This window comes from Rubrivivax gelatinosus (assembly GCF_016583785.1).
Lineage (GTDB): Bacteria > Pseudomonadota > Gammaproteobacteria > Burkholderiales > Burkholderiaceae_C > Rubrivivax > Rubrivivax gelatinosus_B.
In genome coordinates, this window is the sequence record NZ_NRRU01000064.1 from 1 (window position 1) to 21,691 (window position 21,691).

The following is a 21,691-nucleotide window of genomic DNA, read 5'->3' on the forward strand; positions in this document are numbered from 1 at the left end:
GAGCGCGTGCCGCGCTGCCAGTGGAACTGGATCTTGATGCGGTGGTCGCGGTCGGTGTGCACCGGCTCGCCCAGGCCGACGACCAGGGCCGTCTGCACGCCGTGCACGCTGGGGCGCGGCGCCAGGCGCGGGTCGGGCTGGCCGGCCTCGTCGTCCGCGGCCAGTCGCACCGGCACCGCGGCGCGCTGGGCGGTGACATTGCTCTGGTACAGCGGCTCGTCGCTGGCATGGGGCAACCCGGCGCTGCGTCCCGCGGCATCTCGCCGGATGGCGCCCAGCAGGCTGTCGATGCCGGCCTTGACGTCGGCGCGCAGGTTGTTGCGAGCGCGGTGCCGCACCGCCAAGAGGGCGAAGCGGTCGCGGCTGTCGTCGCTGCCGTTGTGCACGGGGTGATCGGCCAGCGTGAAGCTGCTGCCCGGGGCCGCGCTGCGCCAGCTGCCCGAACCCTGCACACGCGCGCGTCGCGCGTCCAGCGCTTCCATCTGGCGGCGCGCCAGGCGCGCGCCCTGGGCGCCGTCTTCATAGGCGTACTGGCCCGGCACGTCGGTCAGGCCGAGTGCGTCCACCGGTGCGCTGCTGCCGATGGCGCTCGCCCGGCGCAGCGCGGCGTCTTGCGGGCCGGCCCGGTAGTCGGGGCTGGCCAGCGCCAGCCGCGCGGCCTGCACGCTGACGCTGCGCTGCCAGCGCACGAGGCTGTCCTCGGACAGGCTGGCGCCGGACTGGGTGTAGCGCACGCGTGGCTGCCGGTTCGCCGCGAAGGCGGCGTTGTGGTCGGCAATGACGAAGGTGTGCCCGCCCAGCGTGTCGTCGTCGGGGGCTGCGCTGTGCTCGAACCAGCCGAACAGGCCTTCTTCGCGCAGCAGGCGCAGCACGAAGGCGAGGTCGGTCTCCTGGTACTGGATGCACAGGCTGCGCCGCGGGTAGACGCTCTCGTCGGCCAGGTCCCAGCGCCAGGCGGGCGCCAGCCTGCCTTGGCCTTGGTAGTCGGCGAACACCTCGTCGACGATCTGCATCACGCTGCGATCCTGGAACACCCAGCTGTCCTGCCGATGGCCCAGTAACGCGAGCCAGGGCTCGACCGTGAGGCGGTAACGGCCCAGGCCGCCGTCGCTGCCTTCCAACCCCACCGCCGTGACGTGGCCGTGCCACGGTCGCAGGCTGGCGTCGGCCAGCTCCAGCTCCAGCAGTACCGGCTGGCCGATGAGCTGCTTGAAGTCGAGGTGGGCGCTGGTGGCCAGCGCGTGCACCGTGAAGCGCAGGCCGGCCGGGACATCGGCCGACGGTGTGACGGCCTCGATGCCATCCAGCCGCTCGGCCAAGAGCACGTTAGCGCCCAGCGGGGTGTGCAGGCGCAGCAGACGTTCGTTCTGCGTCGGTGCGGCCAGCAGCGTGTCGATCAGCTCGTCGGCGAGGCTCATGGCGACGACACCCGCCAGGTGGCCGGCCGGTGCGCCGGTTGCGGCATCAGCCGCCAGACCCGGCCGCCTGCCTGCAGCGTCAGCGAGCCGTCGGCGGCCCCGGCCACCGACCACAGTTGCACGGTCATGGCGCGTAGCGCCTTGTCGGCTTCATGTCGGCTGCCCGCGCTTGCGGCCAGCAGCCAGTCCAGCACCGTGTCGGGGCCGGCGTCTGCGGCATGCCCCAGGCGCTGCAGCAGCGGCCGCAGCTGCGCCCATCGGCCGGGCCGGTACGTCGCCGCGATTTGCTGCCGCAGCGCTTGATCGGTCTCGGTGCTCATGTCTTGTACCGTGCTCCCTTGCCGGACTCTCGCCATCGATCACCTGCCTGGTGCGCTTTGCCCAGGCAGCGGCGATGGCGGCCTGTTGCGAATCGAGGCACCGCTACGTAACCGCATAGCGGAAATCGCCGTTGCGCGCTGCTGTGACCTTGATGCGCTCGATCGCCGCGCCGTCGGCCATGCGGGCCAGCACCTGCTCGGCCACCTCGGGCAGCAGCGTGCCGTTGAGGATGTGGTCGATGTTGCGGGCGCCGGTGTCGACCTCGGTGCAGCGTGCGAGAACGGCCTCGACCAGCTTGTCGTCGTACCGGAAGTCGGCCCGGTGGTTGCCGGCTACGCGGCGCGCGATGCGGTCGAGCTTGAGCCTGATGATCTGTTCCAGCACGGCGTCGCCGATGGGGTAGTAGGGCACCACCTTCAGCCGTCCCAGGAACGCGGGCTTGAAGCTCTTGTACAGAACCGGGCGCAGCGCCTCGGCCAGCACGTCGGCCGCGGGCAGATCGGCCGGTGCCTTGTTCAGGCAGGCCTGCATGATCTGGCTGGAGCCGACGTTGCTGGTGAGGATGATCAGCGTGTTACGGAAGTCGACCTCGCGGCCTTCGGCGTCGTCGAGCACGCCCTTGTCGAAGACCTGGAAGAAGAGTTCCAGCACGTCGGGATGCGCCTTCTCCACCTCGTCGAGCAGCACCACGCTGTACGGGTTGCGGCGGACGGCCTCGGTGAGCACTCCGCCTTCGCCGTAGCCGACGTAGCCCGGCGGGCTGCCCTTGAGGCCGCTGACCGAATGCGCTTCCTGGTACTCGCTCATGTTGATGGTGACCAGCTTTCTCTCGCCGCCGTAGAGCACGTCGGCGAGCGCGAGCGCGGTCTCGGTCTTGCCCACGCCGCTGGGCCCGACGAACAGGAACACGCCCTTGGGTTTGCCTGGGTCTTCGAGGTTGGCGCGCGCGGTGCGCACGCGCTGGGCGACGGCGGCGAGCGCGTGTTCCTGGCCGATGACGCGCTCCTCGAGCAGCGCCTTCAGGTTCATGACGGTGGCGATCTCGTTCTTGACCATCTTGCCTAGCGGGATGCCTGTCCAGGCGGCGACGATCTCGGCGACGACCAGCCCGTCGACCTGCATCGGCACCAGCGCAGCCTCGCCCTGCAGCGCCGCGAGCTCGTCAAGCCGGGACTGCAGGGCGGTGGGCTCCGTGCCGGGCTTCTTCGCGCTCTTCTTCTTGGCCGCCGGATCGGCGGCGCATGGCGTTGCGGCTTCCAGCTCCGCGCGCATACGCCGGATCTCGGCGACCAAGGCCTTCTCGGCCTCGAAGCGGGTATTGAGCGCGTCCAGATCCGCCTGCACCGAGTCGCGCCGCGCGGCCAGCTCGGCCAGCTTCGCCCCGTGGTCGGCCCCGGCGGCGGCTTCACGCCGCAGTGCGGCGGCTTCGGCATCGAGCCGCTCGATGCGGCGCGCGGCGTCCTCGATCGGCGCCGGCGTCGCACTCTGCCCCAGCGCGACCTTGGCGCACGCGGTGTCCAGCACACCGATCGCCTTGTCGGGCAGTTGCCTTCCGTTGATGTAGCGTGCCGACAGGCGCACGGCTTCGGTGACGGCCTCGTCGAGCACGCGGACCTTGAAGTGCTGCTCCATCAGCGCGGCCATGCCGCGCAGCATCGCCGCGGCGATGGGCTCGCTCGGCTCCTCGACCTTCACGACCTGGAAGCGGCGGGCAAGCGCGGCGTCCTTCTCGAAGTACTTCTTGTACTCGCTCCACGTGGTCGCGGCGACGGTGCGCAGCTCGCCCCGGGCCAGCGCGGGTTTCAGCAGGTTGGCGGCGTCGTTCTGGCCGGCGGCGCCGCCGGAGCCGATCATCGTGTGCGCTTCGTCGATGAACAGGATGACGGGGTGCGGGCTCTTCTTGACCTCGTCGATCACGGTCTTCAGGCGGTTCTCGAACTCGCCCTTGACGCTGGCGCCGGCCTGCAGCAGCCCCAGATCCAGCACATGCAGGCTCACGCCCTGCAGCGCAGGCGGCACGTCCCCCGCGGCGATGCGCAGTGCCAGCCCCTCCACCACCGCCGTCTTGCCGACACCCGCCTCACCGGTGAGGATGGGGTTGTTCTGGCGTCTGCGCATCAGGATGTCGATGACCTGGCGGATCTCGGCGTCGCGGCCGATCACCGGGTCGAGCCGGCCGGCAGCAGCGCGCTGCGTGAGGTCGGTGGTGAACTGGTCCAGCGCTGGCGTCCGGCCCGGCGCGGCGGCTTCGCCGCCGGCAGCTGCATCGGGTGTGCGCACGGCGCCGTCGGCTTCGGCGGAGCCGTCGGTCAGCTCGGCCAGGCGGTGCTTCAGGTCGTCGACCCGAAAGCGCGCGAAAAGCCTGCTGGTGCGCTGCGCGACTTGTGCGAGCGACGATTCGGTCAGGACGGCCAGCAGCAGGTGCGCACTGCGGATGCGCGGCAGTTGCGAGTCGAGCGACGCCACGAGCCAGGCGTGTTCGAGCAGCAGCGGCAAGCGCGGACTGAATACCGGCGTGCGCGTATTGCCGCAGCGCAGGCGCGCCAGTTCGGCTTCGAGATCGCGTTGCAGCGCCGTGGTGGACACGTCGTGGCGCCTGCAAATCAGCGCCAGGTCGCTCTGGGGCTGTTCCAGCAGGGCCAGGAACAGGTGTTCGACATCCACCTCGTAGTGGCCGCGCGCCATGCACAGGCTGGCGGCGCGCTCGGCAGCACGGCGGCAGGTGTCGTCGAGTTTGGCAATCAGGGTCTTGAGCTTGTCGGACATGGGAAGAGGTCAGGCCAGCGCCAGCAGGTCGTAGCCCAGGTCGCTGCGGTCTTGTCGAACGGGTTCGGTGACGAGGAAGCTGTTCCAGCCCAGGCGGGCGGAAGAGCTGCCATCGAGGGTGGTGCCGTGCACGTCTTCGGCGCGCAGCGTCAGGCGGACTTCGTATTCGAGCGTGCCGCCGGTCATCAGCCCCAGCAGTTCGGCCAGCGCCAGCGCTGCCGGGCCGCCGGGCAGGAAGCAGGCGAAGCGACGCTGCGTCAGCGGGCCGAAGGTCAGACGCAGACGCAGGTCGCGCTGCCAGACACGCTCGCCCATCACCAGGTCTTGGCCGAGCCGCATGTTCTTCAAGCCCAGGTGCGACTGGTTGGCTTGCGGCAGCGTGAACCAGCGGCCGATGAACTGCTCCAGCCGCACCGGCACGCCGAAGTGCTGCTGCAGCACGCGCTGCAGCGCCACGGCCGACAGCGGCCGGCGCTGCAGCGTGCCGGCAAAGAATGCCAGCGCGTCGTCGGCCACGCCGCCCTCTCCGGCGCGCAGGCGGTGGCGCACGCCAGCATGGCCGAGGCCGGCCACCGACAGCACCAGCGGCAGGTAACGGTTGCTGCGGTCGGCCTCGAACTGCACCGGCAGCCGGTGCTTCTGCCAGGCTTGGTAGAACAGCACCGTCGCGCGGTGGAGGAAGATGTCCAGGAAGGCGCGGCCGGCGCGGTCGCGGTGGTATGCCTCGCGTTCGGCGAAGAGTTCGGTGTAGTAGTGGGGCAGGGCACCGCTGGCGCCCAGCAGGCCGATGAAGGCCGGCGTCAGCGCGATGCGTCGCAGGCCGTGCGACTGCGGCTCGCCGTCTTCCGTGCGCAGATCCCCTTCCATCGAGAGGTGGGCGATCTCGCTGGCGGGAAACGACAGCGACAGCGGGTTGCGCACCGCCAGCCGCTGCCCCAGTACCTGGGCGGAAGACAGCCCTTCCTGCCGGCGAAACCAGCGTTCCAGCAGCCGCAGCGCCTGAAAGAAGCCGAAACCGTGCGGCTCTTCCAGCAGCCGCGTGACTACAGCAGGGGGCTGCCGCCGCTGCGCCGGGGGCATGTGACGAGCTCCTCCTGCGTGCGTGCCGACACCAGCTTCAGCTGGGTGAAGCTGTTGGCGTGCACGTACAGGCCGAAGAAATGGTCCAGCACCTGCGCGAACAGGCGCAGGCCGCTGCCGGCGAAGCGTTGCTCCTCGACCAGCAGCCGCACCTCGATGCCCCGCACGAAGCAGGGAAAGGGGTCGCCCGGCAGGCAGGCCGTGGCCGCCCGGTAGTCGATGCCGAGCAAACCTTCCAGCACGCTGCGGTTGCTCGCGCTGCGCGGCAGGTCGTACAGGCGCAGCATCTCCTTCAACGCATCGATGCCACCGCCCGACAGCGACAGGTGGTTCAGGGACAGGTGCGATATCAGCCGCCACAGCGCACCACGCCCGCGCTCGAAGCGCACTGTCGGCGTGGGTTTGCGCAGCAAGCGAATCTCGCGCGCGAGGCCACCACCGTCCTGGAACAGGTCGCCACCAGGATTGGCGATCGACAACTGGCTCGGCAGGTCGCGATTGGTCGCCATCACCTCCAGCGACAGGGTGTCGGTCTGCGGCTGTGCAGGATCGAAGTCGACGTCGACGATGGCCAGTTCGGTCTCGAAGCCCGGGCTGACGTCGGCTACCGCCTCGTTGCGTCGGACATACCAGTAACGGCCGGCGGCTTCGCCATCGGCCAGCAGATCGTCGTGCTGCAGCGAGTAGAACGGGCGGAACTCGTCGATCGCCTCACCCTGCGCCGACTGGCGCACGCGCCAGACCCGTTCAACCGAGTGGACCTCGAAGCCGAAGGCGCGCCGTGCGTCGGGCAGCACCGGATAGGCCTCGGCGCTGTGCGTCACGCGGATAGGCTCGGCGCGCTGGCGAAACAGGTTGACCACCGGCGTGCAGCCCAGCACAAGATTGCGCTCCGTGAGCGTTTCCAGCAGGCGGGCTTCGTCGGAATCGCTGCGCACGCCGCTCAGGGGGAAATGCAGCGTGACGCTGCGAGCGGCGCTATCCCTCAGCACCGCGGGCAGCGGCAGATCGACGAAGTTGAACTTCTCCGGGAATGCGAAGTACTCGGTGAGCAGGCGGTACGCGGGGTGAGAGCGCGCGTCGAAATCGATCAGCGCCTCGTCTTCGGCAAAACCCACCTCGCGCGGCAGTGCATCCGCTGCGGCCTGCCAGGGGCCATGCGGAGAGGTCTGGAGCAGCGCGCCCTGAACACGGCCGAAGAAGGCTTCGCGCACGGCGGCGACCTGCGAAGCCTCGCCATCGATGTGCAGCCGGATCGCCTCGACGCCCAGCGTCGACCAGCGGGCCTGCGGCGACACCAGCGCCAGTTCCACCGACAGCAGCGAGGTCGCGCCGAGCGGCACAGGCGTGCCGTCGGGTGCCTGCACGGCCCCGCGAAAGGCGGCCGACACCACGCGCAGCGGCAGCAGCGCCGTGGAAAAGGCCGTACGGAATCGGCACGTGACGCCACGCACCGGCCGACTGCTGAGCAGGCTGCCGCGCGGCAGCACGCTGCCCTGCGTGAGCTGCGCCGCACCGCCGCCCACGTCCAGCCGCGCGATCGCACAGGACGGGAAGGGCCGCAGATAGTGCGGGTACAGCACCTCCAGGAATGACTCGGTGAACAGCGGGAAGTCGTCGTCCAGCCGCTTGTGGATGCGCGAGGACAGGAAGGCGAAGGCCTCGATCAGGCGTTCGACATGCGGGTCTTCGCCGACGTCTCCGCTCAGCATGAGCCGGCCGGCGATCTTGGGGTAGCGCTGCGCGAAGTCGCCCGCGTGCTGGCGCAGGAACGCGAGCTCGCGCTCGTAGTGCGGCAGCAGATCCTTCATGGCGCGGTCTCGGAGGCAGGACGGCGGGCGGCGGTCACCGCATACTGCTGGGTGCTGGTCTGCAGCATGGCGTCGAAGTTGACCGGCGCCTGCATCGGGTGCACCTGCAGCATCGCGCGGATCGTGAACTTCAGGCTCTGCTTGGACGCCTCGCGCGGATTGAGCTGCACACGCACGTTGCGAAGCCGAGGCTCGTGGTCGCCGATGGCGCGTTCGATGGCCTGGCAGATGAAGGCCTGGTCTGTGGTGCTGGCCATCGAACAGGCCGCGAAGTCGTCGAGCCCGAAGGCCAGCACCGACCGGGGCGCGTACGCATAGCCCCGCACGTCATCGGCGGCGATGCCGCGACGGGAGTTCAGGAGCGCCTCCACGTCGCGGGCCACGGTGTCCTTCAACTGCTCGAGCGTAAGCGTAGGCCGCGTCGCGTCTTCGGGCGCGGCATCGATGAGCCGGTCGAGCAGGTACGGCGCGAAGCGCTGCATGGCGGCGAGGAACGAAGCGAAAAAGAGCGGCATGTCTGCCGCCCTTTGCACGGGTCAGGGGATGCCGGCGCTCAGCCCGCGAACGAAACGTCGTTGGTCTTGAGGTTCCACATGCCTTGGACGTTGGTGTTCTTGGCCGAGGAGCCATCGAGCGGAGCCTCGTTGTAGGTCCACTGCACCGCCGAGTACTTGAGGCCAAAGACCTCGGTCGGCAGCTCCGTGCCGCTGACGATGTTGGTGGAAACCGAAGACACCACCACGTTCTTGAGCTGGATCTTCAGGTAGTTCACGCGCTTCGTGCCGCTCTGCGTCTTGTCCTGGCCGCCGAAGGCACGGTAGAAATAAATCTCCACGTCTTTGTAGACGGTGCCGGCCGAACTGGCCTGCCAGAGCTTGGTGCTGGCGGAATCGATCTCCTTCGTGAAGACCATCTCGTCGTGCTCGGTGCGTTCGGCGGTGTGGCCGCCGGAGGAAGAGGACGCCGCCGACTTCGGCTGCTGGATGCGGTGCTCGAACGAGCCGACCTCGATGCCGTACTCCGCGGCATGCTTGGAATCGCGGGTCTCGCCCTTGATGTCGGAATTCTTGAAAACGACGTAGATATCCTTCATTCAATCATCTCCGCTAAGGTTGTTCGGATTTCGCTGGTCACGGCCGAGTGGCTATCCCTTGCGTCCCTGCGGCAACTCGGCCACCAGACGCAGGGAAACTGTCAGTTCGTCGAGCTGGAAATGGGGGCGGATGAAGCTGACCGCCCGATACACGCCCGGGCGGCCGGGGACCTCGCTCACCTCGACGCTGGCTTCGCGCAGCGGATAAGCCGCCTTCACTTCCTGGGTGGCGTTGTCGTCGGTGGTCACGTACTGGCGGATCCAGGCATTCAGGAACTCCTGGACATTGCTTGCCGACGCGAAGCTGCCGATCTTGTCGCGCATCATCGCTTTCATGTAATGCGCGATGCGGCACACAGCGAACATGTACTGAAGCTGGGCCGACAGCACGGCATTCGCGTTGGCGCTGTCGCTGTCGTACTTCCTGGCCTTCTGCGACGACTGGGCGCCGAAGAACGCGGCGTAGTCGGTGTTCTTGCAGTGCACCAGCGGGATGAAACCGAGGTCGCTCAGCTCCTTCTCGCGACGATCGGTGATGGCGATTTCGGTGGGGCACTTCAGCGCCACCTCGCCGTCGTCGGTCTTGAAGGTGTGCGTCGGCAGGTCTTCCACCAGGCCTCCGCCTTCGACGCCTCGAATGGCCGCGCACCAGCCGTACTTCTCGAAGGCCGACGTCAGCCGGGCGCCCATCGCGTAGGCGGTGTTGACCCACAGGTACTTGCCGTGGTCGGATCCGTCGACGTTCTCGATGAAGTTGAAGCCTTCGGTCGTCGTCCCGTCCTTCGGGTTGTACGGAAGCCGGCCCAGGAAGCGCGGGACCGTGAGGCCGACGTAGCGCGAGTCCTCGGATTCGCGCAGCGAGCGCCACTTGGCATATTCGACCGAGTCGAACACCTTGGACAGGTCGCGTGGCCGGCCCAGTTCGTCGAAGCTTTCAAGGCCGAACAACTGGGGCGATGCGGCGCTGATGAACGGCGCGTGTGCGGCCGCGGCCACATGCGACATCTGCTCGACGAAGTACATGTCCTCGGGCTGGCGCGTGATGGCGTAGTCGCCGATGAGAGCGCCGAACGGCGCGCCGCCAAAGGTGCCGTACTCTTCTTCGTAGACCTTCTTGAAGAGCGCGCTCTGGTCGAAGTCGACCGCAGCCTGGAAGTCCTTGACCAGTTCCTTGCGCGTGGCATTGAGGACCTGGATCTTCAGCGTCGAGCCAGTGGAGGTCTGCTTGCACAGGTAGCGCAGGCCACTCCAACTGGACTCGAGCTTCTGGAAGTCGGCGTGGTGCATCACCTCCGACAGCTGCTCGGAGATCAGGCGATCGAGCTCGGCCACGCGGGCGTCCAGCGTGACGCTCAGGTTCTCGGAGACGACGACCGTGCCGCCGAGCACCTCGCGCACGAGTTCGGCGATGATGTCCTTCGCGTGCGTGTGCTCGGCTTCTGAGCGCGCCACCTTGCTGGCGCTGACGATCTGGTCGAGCAGGCTGCCTTCGGCGGCGGCGGCGGTCTGGACTTGGGTTGCGGCTTGGGCCATGGCGTTCATTCCCCGGACGTCTGGGCTTCGGTGCCGAGCTTGTGCAACTGCTCGGTGTTGCTCAGCACCTCGCCCAGCAGGTCTTCGAGCTTCTCGTTGCCGGCGAGCTTGTTGCGCAGGTCGGCGAGCTTGGTGCGCGCTTCGAGCAGCTTCTTCAACGGCTCGACCTGCTGCACCACGGCCTCAGGGCGGAAGTCATCGAACTTGTCGAACCTCAGGTTCACGGCGAACTCCCCGCCTTCTTCGCTGAGCTTGTTCCTCACTCGGTACGAAGCCTGCGGCGCCATGCCCTTGATGACGTCGTCGAAGTTGTCGAGGTCGACGTTGACGAACTTGCGGTCCTTCAGCTTGGGCAGCGGCTTGGCCGGGTCCTGCTTGCCGGTGAAGTCGCCGAGCACGCCGACCACGAAGGGCAGCTCCTTCTGCTCGATCGCATCACCCACTTCGACGTCGTAGGTGAGTTGCACGCGAGGAGGGCGGATCTTTTCGAGACGCTTCTGGACGCTGTCTTTCTTGGCCATGGATTCCTCCTGGAAGGGGCCTGTGTTCGAAGGTGAGGCGGGGTGGCGCAGGCCTACTTCAGCGCGTCGAAAGGGCTCTTGGGTGCCACCGGTTTGGACGGCGAAGACGCCGGGGCTGCCGGCTTCGCCGAGGTGGCAGCCGGTGCAGCGGTGGACGTAGGTGCGGCGGTGGACGGCGTCGCACCAGTTGCCGGCTGCTTGGGTACGGCCTGCCGGCTCGCGGCGCGGCGGCTCGACGAAGCCGGCGCCGCGGTGTTCTTGCCCGCAGGGGGAACGAGAACCGGCTCGCCCAGCAGTTCGCGCAGGGTCTTGGTCAAACCCTCGGCCTGCAGTCGGGAGTCGTTGGGCAGCTTGCTGTTCTGGGTGCGCAGGGCCGACAGCGCCTGCGTGGACACGCGCAGCCCGCTGACGGCGAGCACGCTGGTGGCCATGGGGTCGGCGGCGTCGCGCTGCAGCACCTCCTGGGCCGCGAGGATCGCGTTGCCGTAGTCGCCTTCCTCGAAGTAGCTCTCGGCCAACCGCGACCAGGGCTCCTTGGCGGTGGGATAGGCGCGCGCCGCGCTGCGGTAGATGTCCCGCTCCTTGCCGGCCATGTTGTCAGCGCGGGCCTTCGATGCCTCGGTCATGTACTCGAGCAGCGGCATCACCTGAGGTGCGGGGGTGGGCGGCACTTGGGGGCCGGTCGCGCAGCCGGCACCCAGGGCGGCGACAGCAAGAAGGCTCGAAGTACACAGAACACGGAATCGGTTCACGGCGGACCTATTACTCTCGGAAGGTTGGTCTCATTCGGGTCTGAAAGCGCTGATAAAGTCGCCAGAAATGGCAACGCTCGCGAGGCGCTTGTTCCCTGAGAAGTGCGAATGTAGTCGAGCGATCAGGCTTTCGTCCTCATCAAACTGGTTGATGGACACGGGCCTCCGGCGGGAACCGTTCGCTAGACTTTTAATTCCTTTCGCTGCGTTCGTGGGCGCCGATATCAGGGAAATCTATTCCCTCTTCAGAGTCAACACATCACCTCGTGTCAACCCTCAAATCGCTGGTTCTCCGGGCATCGCTTTCGGGGTTCATGCTGCTCACGGGCTGCGCCTCTTCCCAGGGAGGTTCGGCGCTCGACAAGCCGCTCGAATGGCTGGGGCTGAAGAAACCGGAATTACCGCCGGCCGCAGTCATTCCGCTCGAACGGAAGGTGACGCTTCGCTTGCACGCCGGCGACAGACTGAACACCGATTCGGGTGGGCGCTCGCTTTCGATTGTTGTCAGAATTTACAAATTGAAAGAAGTTGATTCGTTCATGGCTGCACCACTGGCCGCCTTTCAGGACGCCGCGTCAGAGAAGCTTGCTTTCGGGGAATCGCTCATCGAGGTTCGCGAAGTCGTGCTGACGCCTGGCCAGAAGTACGAAGTGGTGGAGACGCTTCCGCTCGCGGCCTCCAACCTGGCCGTGGTGGCGCAGTTCCGGGCGCCGGCCGACGGCCGCTGGCGCTTTGCCTTTGCCGCCCAGGCGGCCGAGAAGACCGGCATCACGCTGGGCTTGCACGGCTGCGCCATGAGCGTGGCCGCCGGCGAGCCCGTGAGCACGGCCCCCGAACTGCTGCGCCTGGCGGGCGTGCACTGCCGCTGACCCCACTTGCCGAGAGAAACCCGTGCTGCCATCTTCCAAAGTCCTCTGGGGCGAAGGCCTCTTCCTGCGGCCGCAGCACTTCCAGCGCCAGGACGCTTACCACGAGTGGCGCCTGGCCGAAGGCATGCGCACGTTGCATCCGTACGCCTGGGGCGTCCGCAAGTGCCGTGTCGACACCGACGCACTGGCCAGTGGCGTGCTGCGGTTCGCCGAGCTGCAGATCGTCTTTCCGGACGGCGAGATGTACGCCGCGCCAGGCGAAGACGACCTGCCCGCACCGGTCAGCCTGGCGACGCTGCCGACCGGCGCGACCGAGTTCGTGTTCCACGCCGCGATGGCGCCAATGCGCAGCGCCGGCAGCAACAGCGCGCGTGGCGACGCACCGGCCGACGCGTCTATGCGTTTTCGCCAGGCGGCTCAGGACGCGGCCGACTGGTTCACCGCCGCGGCTGGCGCCGACGTGGTGCTGCTCAAGCGCGTGGTGCGCGTCGTCGCCGAGCATGAGCCGCGGGAACACCTGGTGAGCCTGCCGCTGCTGCGCCTGCGACGGCAGGCGGCAGGCGGCTTCGAGCACGACGGGCGCTTCATGCCGCCGTGCGTGGCGCTGCAGGCCTCGCCCATGCTGATGCTGATGCTGCGCCGGCTGATCGAGATGCTGCAGGCCAAGGTCGATGCGCTGTACGGCTTCCACCGCGAGCCGTCCAAGCACGTGATTGAGTTCCGCTCGGGCGACATCGCTTCGTTCTGGCTGCTGCATACCGCCAGCTCGGCTTGCGCGGCGCTGGCGCACTACCAGTACAACCCGGCCCTGCACCCAGAGCGCCTGTTCGAGCGCCTGCTCGAGCTGGCGGGTGCGCTGATGACCTTCTCGAAGAGCTTCACGCTTGCCGAGCTGCCGCCGTACCGCCACGACGCGCCCGGGCCGGCCTTCCTGAAGCTCGACACCATCGTGCGCGAACTGCTGGAGACCGTGATCTCCACGCGCTACTTCGCGATTGCGCTGGCCGAAGCGCGGCCGTCGTTCCACGTCGGCCGGCTCGACAGCGAGCAGATCACGCCATCCACCACGCTCGTGCTCGGCGTCAGCGCAGCGATGCCTGCAGCCGAGTTGGTCGACGCGGTGCCGCTGCGCCTGAAGGTCGGCGGACCCGACGACGTCGACAAACTCGTGCTGTCGGCAATGGCCGGCGTACGGCTCGTTCATACGCCGCAGGTGCCGGCCGCCATCCCGGTGCGGCCAGGCACCTACTACTTCCAGTTCGAGGCACGCGGACCGCTGTACGAACGCATGCTGCAGAGTCAGTCGGTCACGATCTACGTGCCGTCGGGCATCGAGGACGTGCGGCTCGAACTCTTTGCTCTCAACGCCTGACAGACCATGGCCGACACCCCCGCCGTCCCTTCGCTGATGCCCGGCCTGCGGCCCACGCCCCGTGGGGCCGGCAGCACGCACGAGGCCAGCTCGCTGCTCGACCTGATGGTCGACGGCTTCTACATGCTCTTCCTTCTGAAGAACCGCTACGTGCCCACCGGTGCCGACGAACTGCGCGAGCGCATCCGCGACTTTCTCGATGGCGTCGAGCGCGGCGCCAAGAAGCTGGGACAGGCCGGCGTCGAGACGCCGGCCGAAGACATCTACCTCGCCAAATACGCCTATTGCGCGCTGGTCGACGAGATCGTGCTGAGTTCGCAGGGGGCGATGCGAGACGCCTGGGCGCGCAAGCCACTCCAGCTGGAGCTGTTCGGCGAACAACTGGCCGGCGAGAACTTCTTCGTCCGCCTGGAGGATCTGCGCCGCCAAGGCGCGGCCCGCGTGCAGGCGCTTGAGGTGTTCCACATGTGCCTGCTGATGGGTTTCCAGGGAAAGTACATGCTGGAGCAAGGGTCCGAGAAGCTGGGCTACCTGTGCGACCGCCTGGGCGACGAGATCGCCAACCTCAAGGGCCGGCGGGCGCCGTTCGCGCCGCACTGGCAGGCACCCGACTCGGTGATGAACCGTCTGCGCAGCGAAGTGCCGCTGTGGGTCGTCGGCGCGCTGTTCGCACTGGCGGGGCTGGCGGCCTTCATCGGCATGCGCTGGTCGCTGGAACGCGAGACGAAGGGCGACCTGGCGGGCTACGCGCAGATCGTCAAGCTCCCGCCCCCGACGGCCCACATCACCATCACGCTGCCGTAGCGCGGTGGGAAGGCGCCAGGAGCACACGCAGATGTCATCGAAGCAGCGGGCGAGCCGCCTGGACTTCACGGCGCTGCTGGACCAGCAGGGCCGAATGCTGCAGCTGGAAAGCGCGCTGCCCGCGCTGGCACTCGTGCCCGAACGCATGGTGCTCCAGGACGCGGTCAGCCAGCCCTTCGAGCTGGTGCTCGACGCCGTCGGTTCGAGTGCCTTCTTCGAGCTGAAGACCTTGGTGGGCGAGCAGCTCAGCGTGCGCCTGCTGCAGCCCGACGGCAGTGGCAAACCGTTCCACGGTTATGTGTTCGAAGCCGCACAGCTGGGCAGCGACGGCGGTCTCGCGCGCTACCGGCTGGTGATGCGGCCTTGGTTGTCGTTCCTCGCGCTGCGGCGCGACGCCTTCGTCTTCCAGGACAAGACCGCGCAGCAGATCGTCGAGGAGGTTTTCCGTCGCTACCCGAGCGCGAACTTCCGCTTCGAGCTGAGCGAAACGCTGCGCCAGCGCAACCTGTGCCTGCAGTACCGCGAGACCGATCTCGCCTTCGTGCAGCGGCTGCTGGCCGAAGAGGGCCTGAGCTGGCATTTCGAGCACCTGGACGACGGCGCATCCGATGCCCATGAGGGCCACGCGAAACACGTGCTCGTCGTCACCGACCGCATGGCAAAGCGGCCGGCGCTGGGCGACGCGCGCTTCACCAGCCAGCATCCCACGGCCAGCGTACGCGGCCAGAAGGACGCCGTGACGGCCTTCATGGCGCAACGCCAGCTGATGCCCAACGCGGTGACGCTGGGCAGCTGGAACTACAAGCACTTGTGCGGCACGGCGGCCGAGGACAGCACGGCGCTGGCCATCGGCGAACTGCCCGTGTTGGAGGTCTACGACGGTGCCGGCGCCTACCGCCATGCCGACAGCGACCAAGCTGCACGCGCTGCGGCGCTGGCACTGGCCGCGCTGGAACTGGACTTCGAGCGCTTCGAAGGGCAGGGCAGCACGCGCCACTTCGATGCCGGGCGCACGTTCACGCTCGTCGACCATCCGCTGTTCGGCGCCAACACCACGGCGTTGAACTACGCCGGTGCGCTGCTGCACGAAACGGCCGACAACGAGTTCGTCCTGCTGGCTGTGGAGCACCACGCGACCAACAACCTGGGCGCGCAGGTGGCCGAGTTGCTGGGCAGCACCGAACTGGAGCACGGCAGCTACAAGAACCACTTCCACGCCGCGCGCGCGTCGACACCGGTGGTGCCGCGCTTCATCCGCAAACCCAGCGCACACGGCCTGCAGACGGCCTTGGTGGTGGGTGTGCAGGGCGAGCCCGTCACCACCGACCGCGACCTGCGGGTGAGGATCCAGTTCCCCTGGCAGCGTGGCGACAACGCCCCGGGAAACGAGACCTCGGGCACCTGGGTCCGTGTGGCCCAGGCCGCCGCCGGCGCCAACTGGGGCCAGGTTTTCGTGCCGCGCATCGGCGCCGAGGTGGCGGTGGCCTTCGTCGAAGGCGACATCGACCGCCCGCTGGTCACCGGCGGGCTCTACAACGGCCAGGATCTGCCGCCGTTCTCCGCCGGCGTGGACTCGGGCGTCAACCACCCCGGCGTGATCGACGGCTGGCACAGCCAGGCGCTGGACGGTGCCGGCTTCAACCAATGGGTGCTGGACAACAGCACCGGCCAGTTGCGCCTGCGCCTGCACGCCAGCTACGGTGCCGGCGAGCTGGGTCTGGGCCACCTGATCCAGCAGCCCGGGGAGAGCGCGCAGCGCGGCGCCTGGCGCGGCGCGGGTTTCGAAGCCGGCACGCAGGGCTGGGCGTCGCTGCGCGCGGGCAAAGGGCTGCTGCTGTCGACCTCGGCGCGGCCCGGCAGCTACGGCTCGGCACAGGGCACGCAGATGGACGCAGCCGAGGCCGTGACGCAGCTGAAGGCGGCGCGCGACCTGGGTGGGCGGCTGTCGGGCGCAGCGCGTTCAGGCATGGCCGCGCCGCTGCCCACGCACGACGATGACCAGGCGCTGGCGCGCTTCGTCCAGGCGATAGACCCGCAGCAAGACGGCCGGCATGCCGGGCCCGTCAACGGCCAGCAGGCGCAGAAGGCGGATGGCCGCACTCCGGGCGAGCCGGTGGAGACCTTCGCCCAGCCAAACGTGCTGCTGGACACCCCGAGCACCCTGCTGATGGCCAGCGAGGCGAGCATCGCAGCCTTTGCCGGGCAGGACTTCAGCGCCGTGGTCCAGGGCGACATCCAGCACACGGCGGCGCACACCTACGCCGGCGTCTCGGGGCAGACGACGAGCTGGTACACGCACCAGGGCGGCGCCAAGCTGCACGCGGCCAACGGCCCGGTGTCGATCCAGGCCCACACCGACGCTCTGCAGATCCTGGCCGACCGCGAGGTGACGGTCATCTCGGTCAACGAAGAGATCACCGTCAGCGCGAAGAGCCGCATCGAGCTCGTGGCCGGCCAGAGCGCCATCGTGCTCGACGGCGCCAACATCGACTTCTCATGCCCGGGCAACTGGCAGGTCAAGGCCTCAAGCCACGGGTTCCAGGGAGGCGCAAGCCAGGCAGCGAGCTTGCCGGCCTTGCCGGAAGGTGTGGCGGGGATCCAGCCGAACTTCATCGAACTGAACCTGCATGACGAGTGGCTAATGCCGATCGCCGGCGCAGCCTACACGGTGGTCTTCGACGATGGCACCGTCCGCCAGGGGATGCTGGATGCCCGCGGGCACGCCCGCCTCGAAGGCGTGCCCAACCGAACGGCCCGCGTCTATTACGGCGAGGATCCACAGCCGCCCGAAGCGCGCGTCAAGCTGCCGGCGAACTCCTTCAAGGCAGGTGCCACCAGCAATGAGGAAGCGATTGCCAACATCCGGCGTGCCGAGGCTGAAGCGCAGAGGTTCTGGGCAGACCAGGCCACCAGCGAGCAGCGAGAGGTGTTCGACGAACTGCAGGATGGTCGAGACGAACCGGAGGGCGAGGACGCCTGGCATTTCCTCAACGAGGGGCAGCAGAGATCGCTGACCACCATGTTGCAGGAAGATGCTCCATGAGCAGTGCTGCCGTCGCAACCCGAGGCGCGGCTCACGCCGCGCAAGCCACTTCCGGCACAGCGCACGCGGGCTGGCTCGAGTCGCTTAAGGACGAGGCCGTCCGCTTCGTCAAGGGCGACAGCAACGCGCCCTGGGCCATCCTTGCCGAGACCGTCATCGGCTGTGTGCCGGTTCTGGGCCAGATCGTCGATGCGCGAGACGTCATCAAGGGCCTGGTTGAGGTGGCCGGTGCTCCAGCCTGCCCCCTGGCGTGGTTCAACCTGATCACCGCGCTGATCGGTCTCATTCCCGGCGGTGGCGACGCAGTAAAGCGGAGCACACGCGCCATCAAGAGCGGCGCCGTCCGTGTCGACGAACTGCTGGACATGATCCGCCGCTATTACAAGGGCGACCCCGAGAAACTGCTGCGCGAGGCGCTCGACTTGGCCAAGCTGCGCAAACAACTCGACAACATCCTCGGCAACCCGAACTTCACGCGCCAGCTCAGCCCCGAAATGCGCCAGAGGGTAGACGACATCCGCGCCAACCTGAGCCACCAATTCGACGCGTTCAAGAAGGAGATCGACGGTTGGCTGGCGAAGGGACGAAAGACGAGCGCCGATACCGGCCCCGCCGCCAAGTTACAGCCCGGAACTCCGCCGGCCAAGCCCGGGACCCAGGCCAATGCAGGAACGCAGGGTTCAGGCGAGCATAACAATCCTTGCAGCCCCAACACGCCCAACGCGGCCACGCAGCGAACGGCCCGATTCAAGAGCCTCACGCAGAAGGTGCTGGGCGTCATGGGCGAGCACATGGCCGACTACTATTGCCAGGATGTCAAGGGGTGGGGCCAGGCAGTCCGCCACGACCAGGCATTGGTCAATGAAGCCAAGCTCAACGACCACGGACGCCTCGTGCAACTGTGGCCCACTCTTCCACGCGGGCGGGGGATCGACGCCATCTGGCACAGCAAGGGCGCCAAGCCTTACGCCATCATCGAAGCGAAAGCCAGCTACGACCCCACGAAGAGTCTGGCAGCGCTGCTAGGCGAGGCGGGGGACAAGAACGAGCGTGGTGGGTCGAACGCCGGGTCTGGATCCGGCCGGGGTGGTGGCGCCGGGCGGCGCGGCGGGGGGCGGAGTGGATCCTCATCGGTCCGCCAGTCCAACGGTAAGCGGACCCAGATGAGCAAAGGCTGGATCGAGTCGCGGCTGCAGCGCGCGACCAGTTCTTCCATCGAAGCGCAGGTTATCTCTTCCGGCTACACGCGGCACGTGCTCTTCTTCTCCATTCCGCAGGCTACGGCACATGCAGAAGCGCTGATTTTGCACGCGTCGGGTCGACTTCCGGCAGACGGTATCCATTCCGCACACCAAGCCACCAGGGAGTTCGGCGACAACCAGATCTCGAAAATTGTCAACGACCGGGCAGCCGTCGTTGATGCGCACAGACGTGCGCGCTGACGAAATTACTACATGTCTTTCCACACCAAACGACGGCAGCAATTCTTGGGGCAGGCTCACTATGAGTCGGAACTGTCGGCACTTGCGCAGGGCATTGAACTGTTCAGGAGTAAGCCCGCAGGCTCGGGCGACACGGAAATAGAGGGGTGGATGATCTCTTGGCGCAGCATCGCGCGCTACCAGCTGCAGAGGGTCTGCCTCCGATACACCGCAGGCGAGCCCGTGCAGGCCTTCCGACAAGATTTTGAACAGGTCGTTTCGTCCTTTGAGAATTTCGGCGATTGGCTATGGAGATCTTCCGGCGATCGCAACGAGCCGGTCTTCCAGTACGACGTCCTTGATGAGTACTGCCAGCTGATGCAACTCATCGGTCTGTGTTTTTTGCTGCACCGTCGTGACCTGCTGCCCCGAATTGCGGCACTGCAAGATGGTGAGAGCGGAAAGGGCAACGGCGGTCGCGACACGCTGTACGAGGAGTTCATGGCCTTCGGCCTCGGTCCCGAGACCCGCTTCGAGACCGACGCACTGTGTCAAGTGCGGCCTTACGAGGACCTCTTCAACGGCCTGACCGAAACCACGCCGGGCCGCGCCTTGACAGAGATCGATCGCTTCTTGAAGCACTGGTACAAGGACCTTGCCGGAACGGGCTGGCACGACAGCCACAAGCCAGACGAGAAGGGCTGCCAGAGCGGCTATTTCGGTTACTGGAGCTTCGAAGCCGGCGCAGCAGTTCTGCTGCTTGGGATCGAAGACGATAGCCGCCTGCACAAGTACCTTTACTACCCCAAGGACCTGGTGGCCTGGGCTCGCGAGCATGCCTGGCTGAGCGCAGCCGACGAGAGAGCTGCCGCGCGGCTGCGCGCTGCCGCCGGCGAACCCTGCCCCCGCGACGGCTACTGGATGACGCCGGCCGGCACGTCGACCCGCCGGAGGTTTGCTCGGGGCGAGACGATGCCTGAGGTCGGCTGCGACTACGGCACCACCCTTTGGCAATGGGACGACAACCAGGCCCCGTGATGTCCGTTGAGAACCTGCTTTCACCGCTGGCCGGCGCTGCCCCCACCGGCGCCGACCTGAGCTTCTCTCGCGACTTCGACGCCATCGCCGAAATGCGCCGCGCCGACGACCCGACGCTGTCGCAAGGCGAATGGGTCAGCGAGGTCAAAACCGCCGACTGGCCCGGAGTCGCGTCCGCCTGTGAAACCCTGCTGGCCCAGCGCACCAAGGATCTGCGCGTCGCCGGCTGGCTGGCCGAGGCCTGGGCTCAGCTGCGCGGCTACGCCGGCCTGGCCGACGGAATCGCGCTGGCGCAGGGCTTGTGCGAGCGCTACTGGGCCAGCCTGCACCCGCTGCCCGAGGGCGAGGACATCGACCTGCGCACCGGTGCGCTGGCGCACCTGCTCACGCAGGTGGTGCAGCTGGGAGCCGCGCTGCCGGTGCTGCGGCGCGGCGACGCGGCCTACTCGCTGCTCGACATCGACGCGGCACGCGCGCTGGGGGTGGTGCTTGCCACGGCGCGCGATCCCGGCGCCGTGCCCACAGCCGGCAAGGCGACACCCGAGGACATCGCCAAAGCGCTGCGCGAGACACCTGCCTCGGCTCTTGTCGAGCACCTGGAACACGGCCGCCGCACCCGCGAAGCGCTGCTGGCGCTGCAGGCCGTGGTCGACGGCCACCTGGGCGCCGACGGGCCAGCTTTCGGCGCCGCCCGAAGCACGCTCGACGATTCCGTGCATGCGCTGGAGCGCCTGGTGCGGGGTGTCAGTTCGCCCATCACCGCACCGCCCGTGGCAGCAGCTTCACCGGAGGCTCCCGTGGCCGCAACCCTGACGGCGCCCGCCTTCGGCGCGCAACCCACGACCCGCGCCCAGGCACTGGCTCAGCTGCGGCTGGTGGCCGAGTACTTCCGCACCCACGAACCCCACAGTCCCGTGGCCTACCTGGCCGAACGCGCCGCGCACTGGGGCGAACTGCCGCTGCACGAGTGGCTGCGCCTCGTCATGAAGGACGGGGGCTCGCTCGTGCAACTCGAAGAGCTTCTGGGCGTGGAGACCAGGCACTAAGCGCCTTGGCGCTTGCGCCTACTGGCTGATCGCCCGTACCTCGATCCGACGGTTGCGCGCCCGCCCGTCGGCCGTGTCGTTGCTGGCCACCGGTCTGTCCGGCCCGGCGCCCGAAGTACCCAGCAGCGTGGCGGGCACGCCCTGGGCGGTGAGGTAGCTCTTCACGGCATCGGCGCGCGCAGCCGACAAGGCCAGGTTCGACAACCGGGCGCCCTGGGCGTCGGTGTGGCCGATGATCTCGAAACGCCGGTCGGGCATGCGCTTGATCACGCCTGCCAGGTCGTCCAGTACCTGCTGGCCCGTGGCGGTGAGCGTGGCGCTGCCGGGCTCGAACTCGACGATGCGGTTGGCCAGCGCCGCATCCAGTTGCTCCTGCCCGGCGGCGCTGACCCGCAAGCCGTTGCGCACGGTGTAGGTCGGGTTGCTGAGCTGGTTGCGCAGCTGCGAGAGCACTTGCTGGCGCTGCGCGTCGCTCGCAACCTCGCCGCGGATCTCGACGACGTTGCCGCGGATGTCCAACTGGCCTCGCGTCACGCTCTTCAGGTCCGGGTGCAGTATCCGTTGCACGTGCTGGGCCCAGTTCGGCGGCGCGGCCAGCGAGCGCACGCCGAGCTGGTCGATCACGCGGTCTGGACCGTAGAGCTCGCGCACCTTGGCAAGGATCGCTTGGCGGGTCGACTCGTCGGGGACGTCGCCGGCCACGACCACCTTGCCCGGAGCGACGGACTGGGCCTGCAGCACGGGTCCGGCCAGAGCGAGCGTCGCGGCCAGGGTGCCTGCACGGAGGAGGTTTCGCATGCGCA

Annotated in this window: 18 protein-coding genes; 7 read left to right on the forward strand and 11 right to left on the reverse strand. The window is 67.9% G+C overall.

Going from position 1 to position 21,691, the window contains the following annotated elements:
• The 10 genes from CKO43_RS16420 to CKO43_RS16465 all read right to left on the reverse strand — a co-directional run.
• Positions 1 to 1,418 (reverse strand): type VI secretion system Vgr family protein (locus CKO43_RS16420; RefSeq protein WP_200379267.1); only part of this gene is annotated, 1,418 nt, incomplete at its 3' end.
• The gene (locus CKO43_RS16425; protein ID WP_200379268.1) at positions 1,415 to 1,738 is read right to left on the reverse strand and encodes a hypothetical protein; all 324 of its coding nucleotides are present in this window, start codon (positions 1,736 to 1,738) and stop codon (positions 1,415 to 1,417) included. The genes CKO43_RS16425 and CKO43_RS16420, both read right to left, overlap by 4 nt.
• A 103-nt stretch (positions 1,739 to 1,841) precedes the next feature.
• On the reverse strand, positions 1,842 to 4,505 hold the full coding sequence (tssH, locus tag CKO43_RS16430) for a type VI secretion system ATPase TssH (RefSeq protein WP_200379269.1): 2,664 nt from the start codon (positions 4,503 to 4,505) through the stop codon (positions 1,842 to 1,844).
• A gap of 9 nt (positions 4,506 to 4,514) precedes the next feature.
• Positions 4,515 to 5,585, reverse strand: a complete 1,071-nt coding sequence (gene tssG / locus CKO43_RS16435) for a type VI secretion system baseplate subunit TssG (RefSeq protein WP_200379270.1) — start codon at positions 5,583 to 5,585, stop codon at positions 4,515 to 4,517.
• A complete protein-coding gene (gene tssF, locus CKO43_RS16440) occupies positions 5,549 to 7,396 on the reverse strand; it encodes a type VI secretion system baseplate subunit TssF (RefSeq protein WP_200379271.1) in 1,848 nt (615 codons plus the stop codon). The genes tssG and tssF overlap by 37 nt, the downstream gene beginning before the upstream one ends.
• Positions 7,393 to 7,878: a type VI secretion system baseplate subunit TssE gene (gene tssE, locus CKO43_RS16445; RefSeq protein WP_200379277.1), complete on the reverse strand. Its 486-nt coding sequence runs from the start codon at positions 7,876 to 7,878 to the stop codon at positions 7,393 to 7,395. The genes tssF and tssE overlap by 4 nt, the downstream gene beginning before the upstream one ends.
• A gap of 71 nt (positions 7,879 to 7,949) precedes the next feature.
• Positions 7,950 to 8,489, reverse strand: coding sequence for an Hcp family type VI secretion system effector (locus CKO43_RS16450; protein ID WP_200379272.1), 540 nt, complete (start codon positions 8,487 to 8,489; stop codon positions 7,950 to 7,952).
• A 51-nt stretch (positions 8,490 to 8,540) separates the two neighbouring features.
• The gene (tssC, locus tag CKO43_RS16455; protein ID WP_200228566.1) at positions 8,541 to 10,022 is read right to left on the reverse strand and encodes a type VI secretion system contractile sheath large subunit; all 1,482 of its coding nucleotides are present in this window, start codon (positions 10,020 to 10,022) and stop codon (positions 8,541 to 8,543) included.
• A 5-nt stretch (positions 10,023 to 10,027) separates the two neighbouring features.
• Complete coding sequence (tssB, locus tag CKO43_RS16460) at positions 10,028 to 10,543, reverse strand: type VI secretion system contractile sheath small subunit (protein WP_200228564.1); 516 nt, start codon at positions 10,541 to 10,543, stop codon at positions 10,028 to 10,030.
• A gap of 53 nt (positions 10,544 to 10,596) precedes the next feature.
• The gene (locus tag CKO43_RS16465; RefSeq protein ID WP_200379273.1) at positions 10,597 to 11,187 is read right to left on the reverse strand and encodes a tetratricopeptide repeat protein; all 591 of its coding nucleotides are present in this window, start codon (positions 11,185 to 11,187) and stop codon (positions 10,597 to 10,599) included.
• Positions 11,188 to 11,561: 374 nt separating this feature from the next.
• On the opposite strand from CKO43_RS16465, the gene tssJ reads away from it, so the two are divergent.
• Genes tssJ through tssA form a run of 7 tightly spaced genes read left to right on the forward strand, consistent with a single transcriptional unit; the run spans position 11,562 to position 20,888 of the window.
• The gene (gene tssJ / locus CKO43_RS16470) at positions 11,562 to 12,164 is read left to right on the forward strand and encodes a type VI secretion system lipoprotein TssJ (protein ID WP_200379274.1); all 603 of its coding nucleotides are present in this window, start codon (positions 11,562 to 11,564) and stop codon (positions 12,162 to 12,164) included.
• Positions 12,165 to 12,186: 22 nt separating this feature from the next.
• A complete protein-coding gene (gene tssK / locus CKO43_RS16475; RefSeq protein ID WP_200228559.1) occupies positions 12,187 to 13,536 on the forward strand; it encodes a type VI secretion system baseplate subunit TssK in 1,350 nt (449 codons plus the stop codon).
• Positions 13,537 to 13,542: 6 nt separating this feature from the next.
• Entirely contained in the window at positions 13,543 to 14,340 is a 798-nt protein-coding gene (icmH, locus tag CKO43_RS16480; RefSeq protein WP_200228558.1) for a type IVB secretion system protein IcmH/DotU, read from the forward strand.
• 31 nt (positions 14,341 to 14,371) lie between these two features.
• Positions 14,372 to 17,383, forward strand: coding sequence for a type VI secretion system Vgr family protein (locus CKO43_RS16485; RefSeq protein WP_200228557.1), 3,012 nt, complete (start codon positions 14,372 to 14,374; stop codon positions 17,381 to 17,383).
• Positions 17,380 to 18,825 (forward strand): hypothetical protein, encoded by a 1,446-nt coding sequence (locus CKO43_RS16490; RefSeq protein WP_200228556.1) that lies wholly within the window; start codon positions 17,380 to 17,382, stop codon positions 18,823 to 18,825. The genes CKO43_RS16485 and CKO43_RS16490 overlap by 4 nt, the downstream gene beginning before the upstream one ends.
• 12 nt (positions 18,826 to 18,837) lie before the next feature.
• Positions 18,838 to 19,842, forward strand: a complete 1,005-nt coding sequence (locus tag CKO43_RS16495) for a PoNe immunity protein domain-containing protein (RefSeq protein ID WP_200228555.1) — start codon at positions 18,838 to 18,840, stop codon at positions 19,840 to 19,842.
• Entirely contained in the window at positions 19,842 to 20,888 is a 1,047-nt protein-coding gene (gene tssA / locus CKO43_RS16500; RefSeq protein ID WP_200228553.1) for a type VI secretion system protein TssA, read from the forward strand. The genes CKO43_RS16495 and tssA overlap by 1 nt, the downstream gene beginning before the upstream one ends.
• An 18-nt stretch (positions 20,889 to 20,906) precedes the next feature.
• Here tssA and CKO43_RS16505 read toward each other — a convergent pair whose 3' ends face one another.
• Positions 20,907 to 21,686, reverse strand: a complete 780-nt coding sequence (locus tag CKO43_RS16505) for an OmpA family protein (protein ID WP_242481205.1) — start codon at positions 21,684 to 21,686, stop codon at positions 20,907 to 20,909.
• Positions 21,687 to 21,691: the final 5 nt, after the last annotated feature.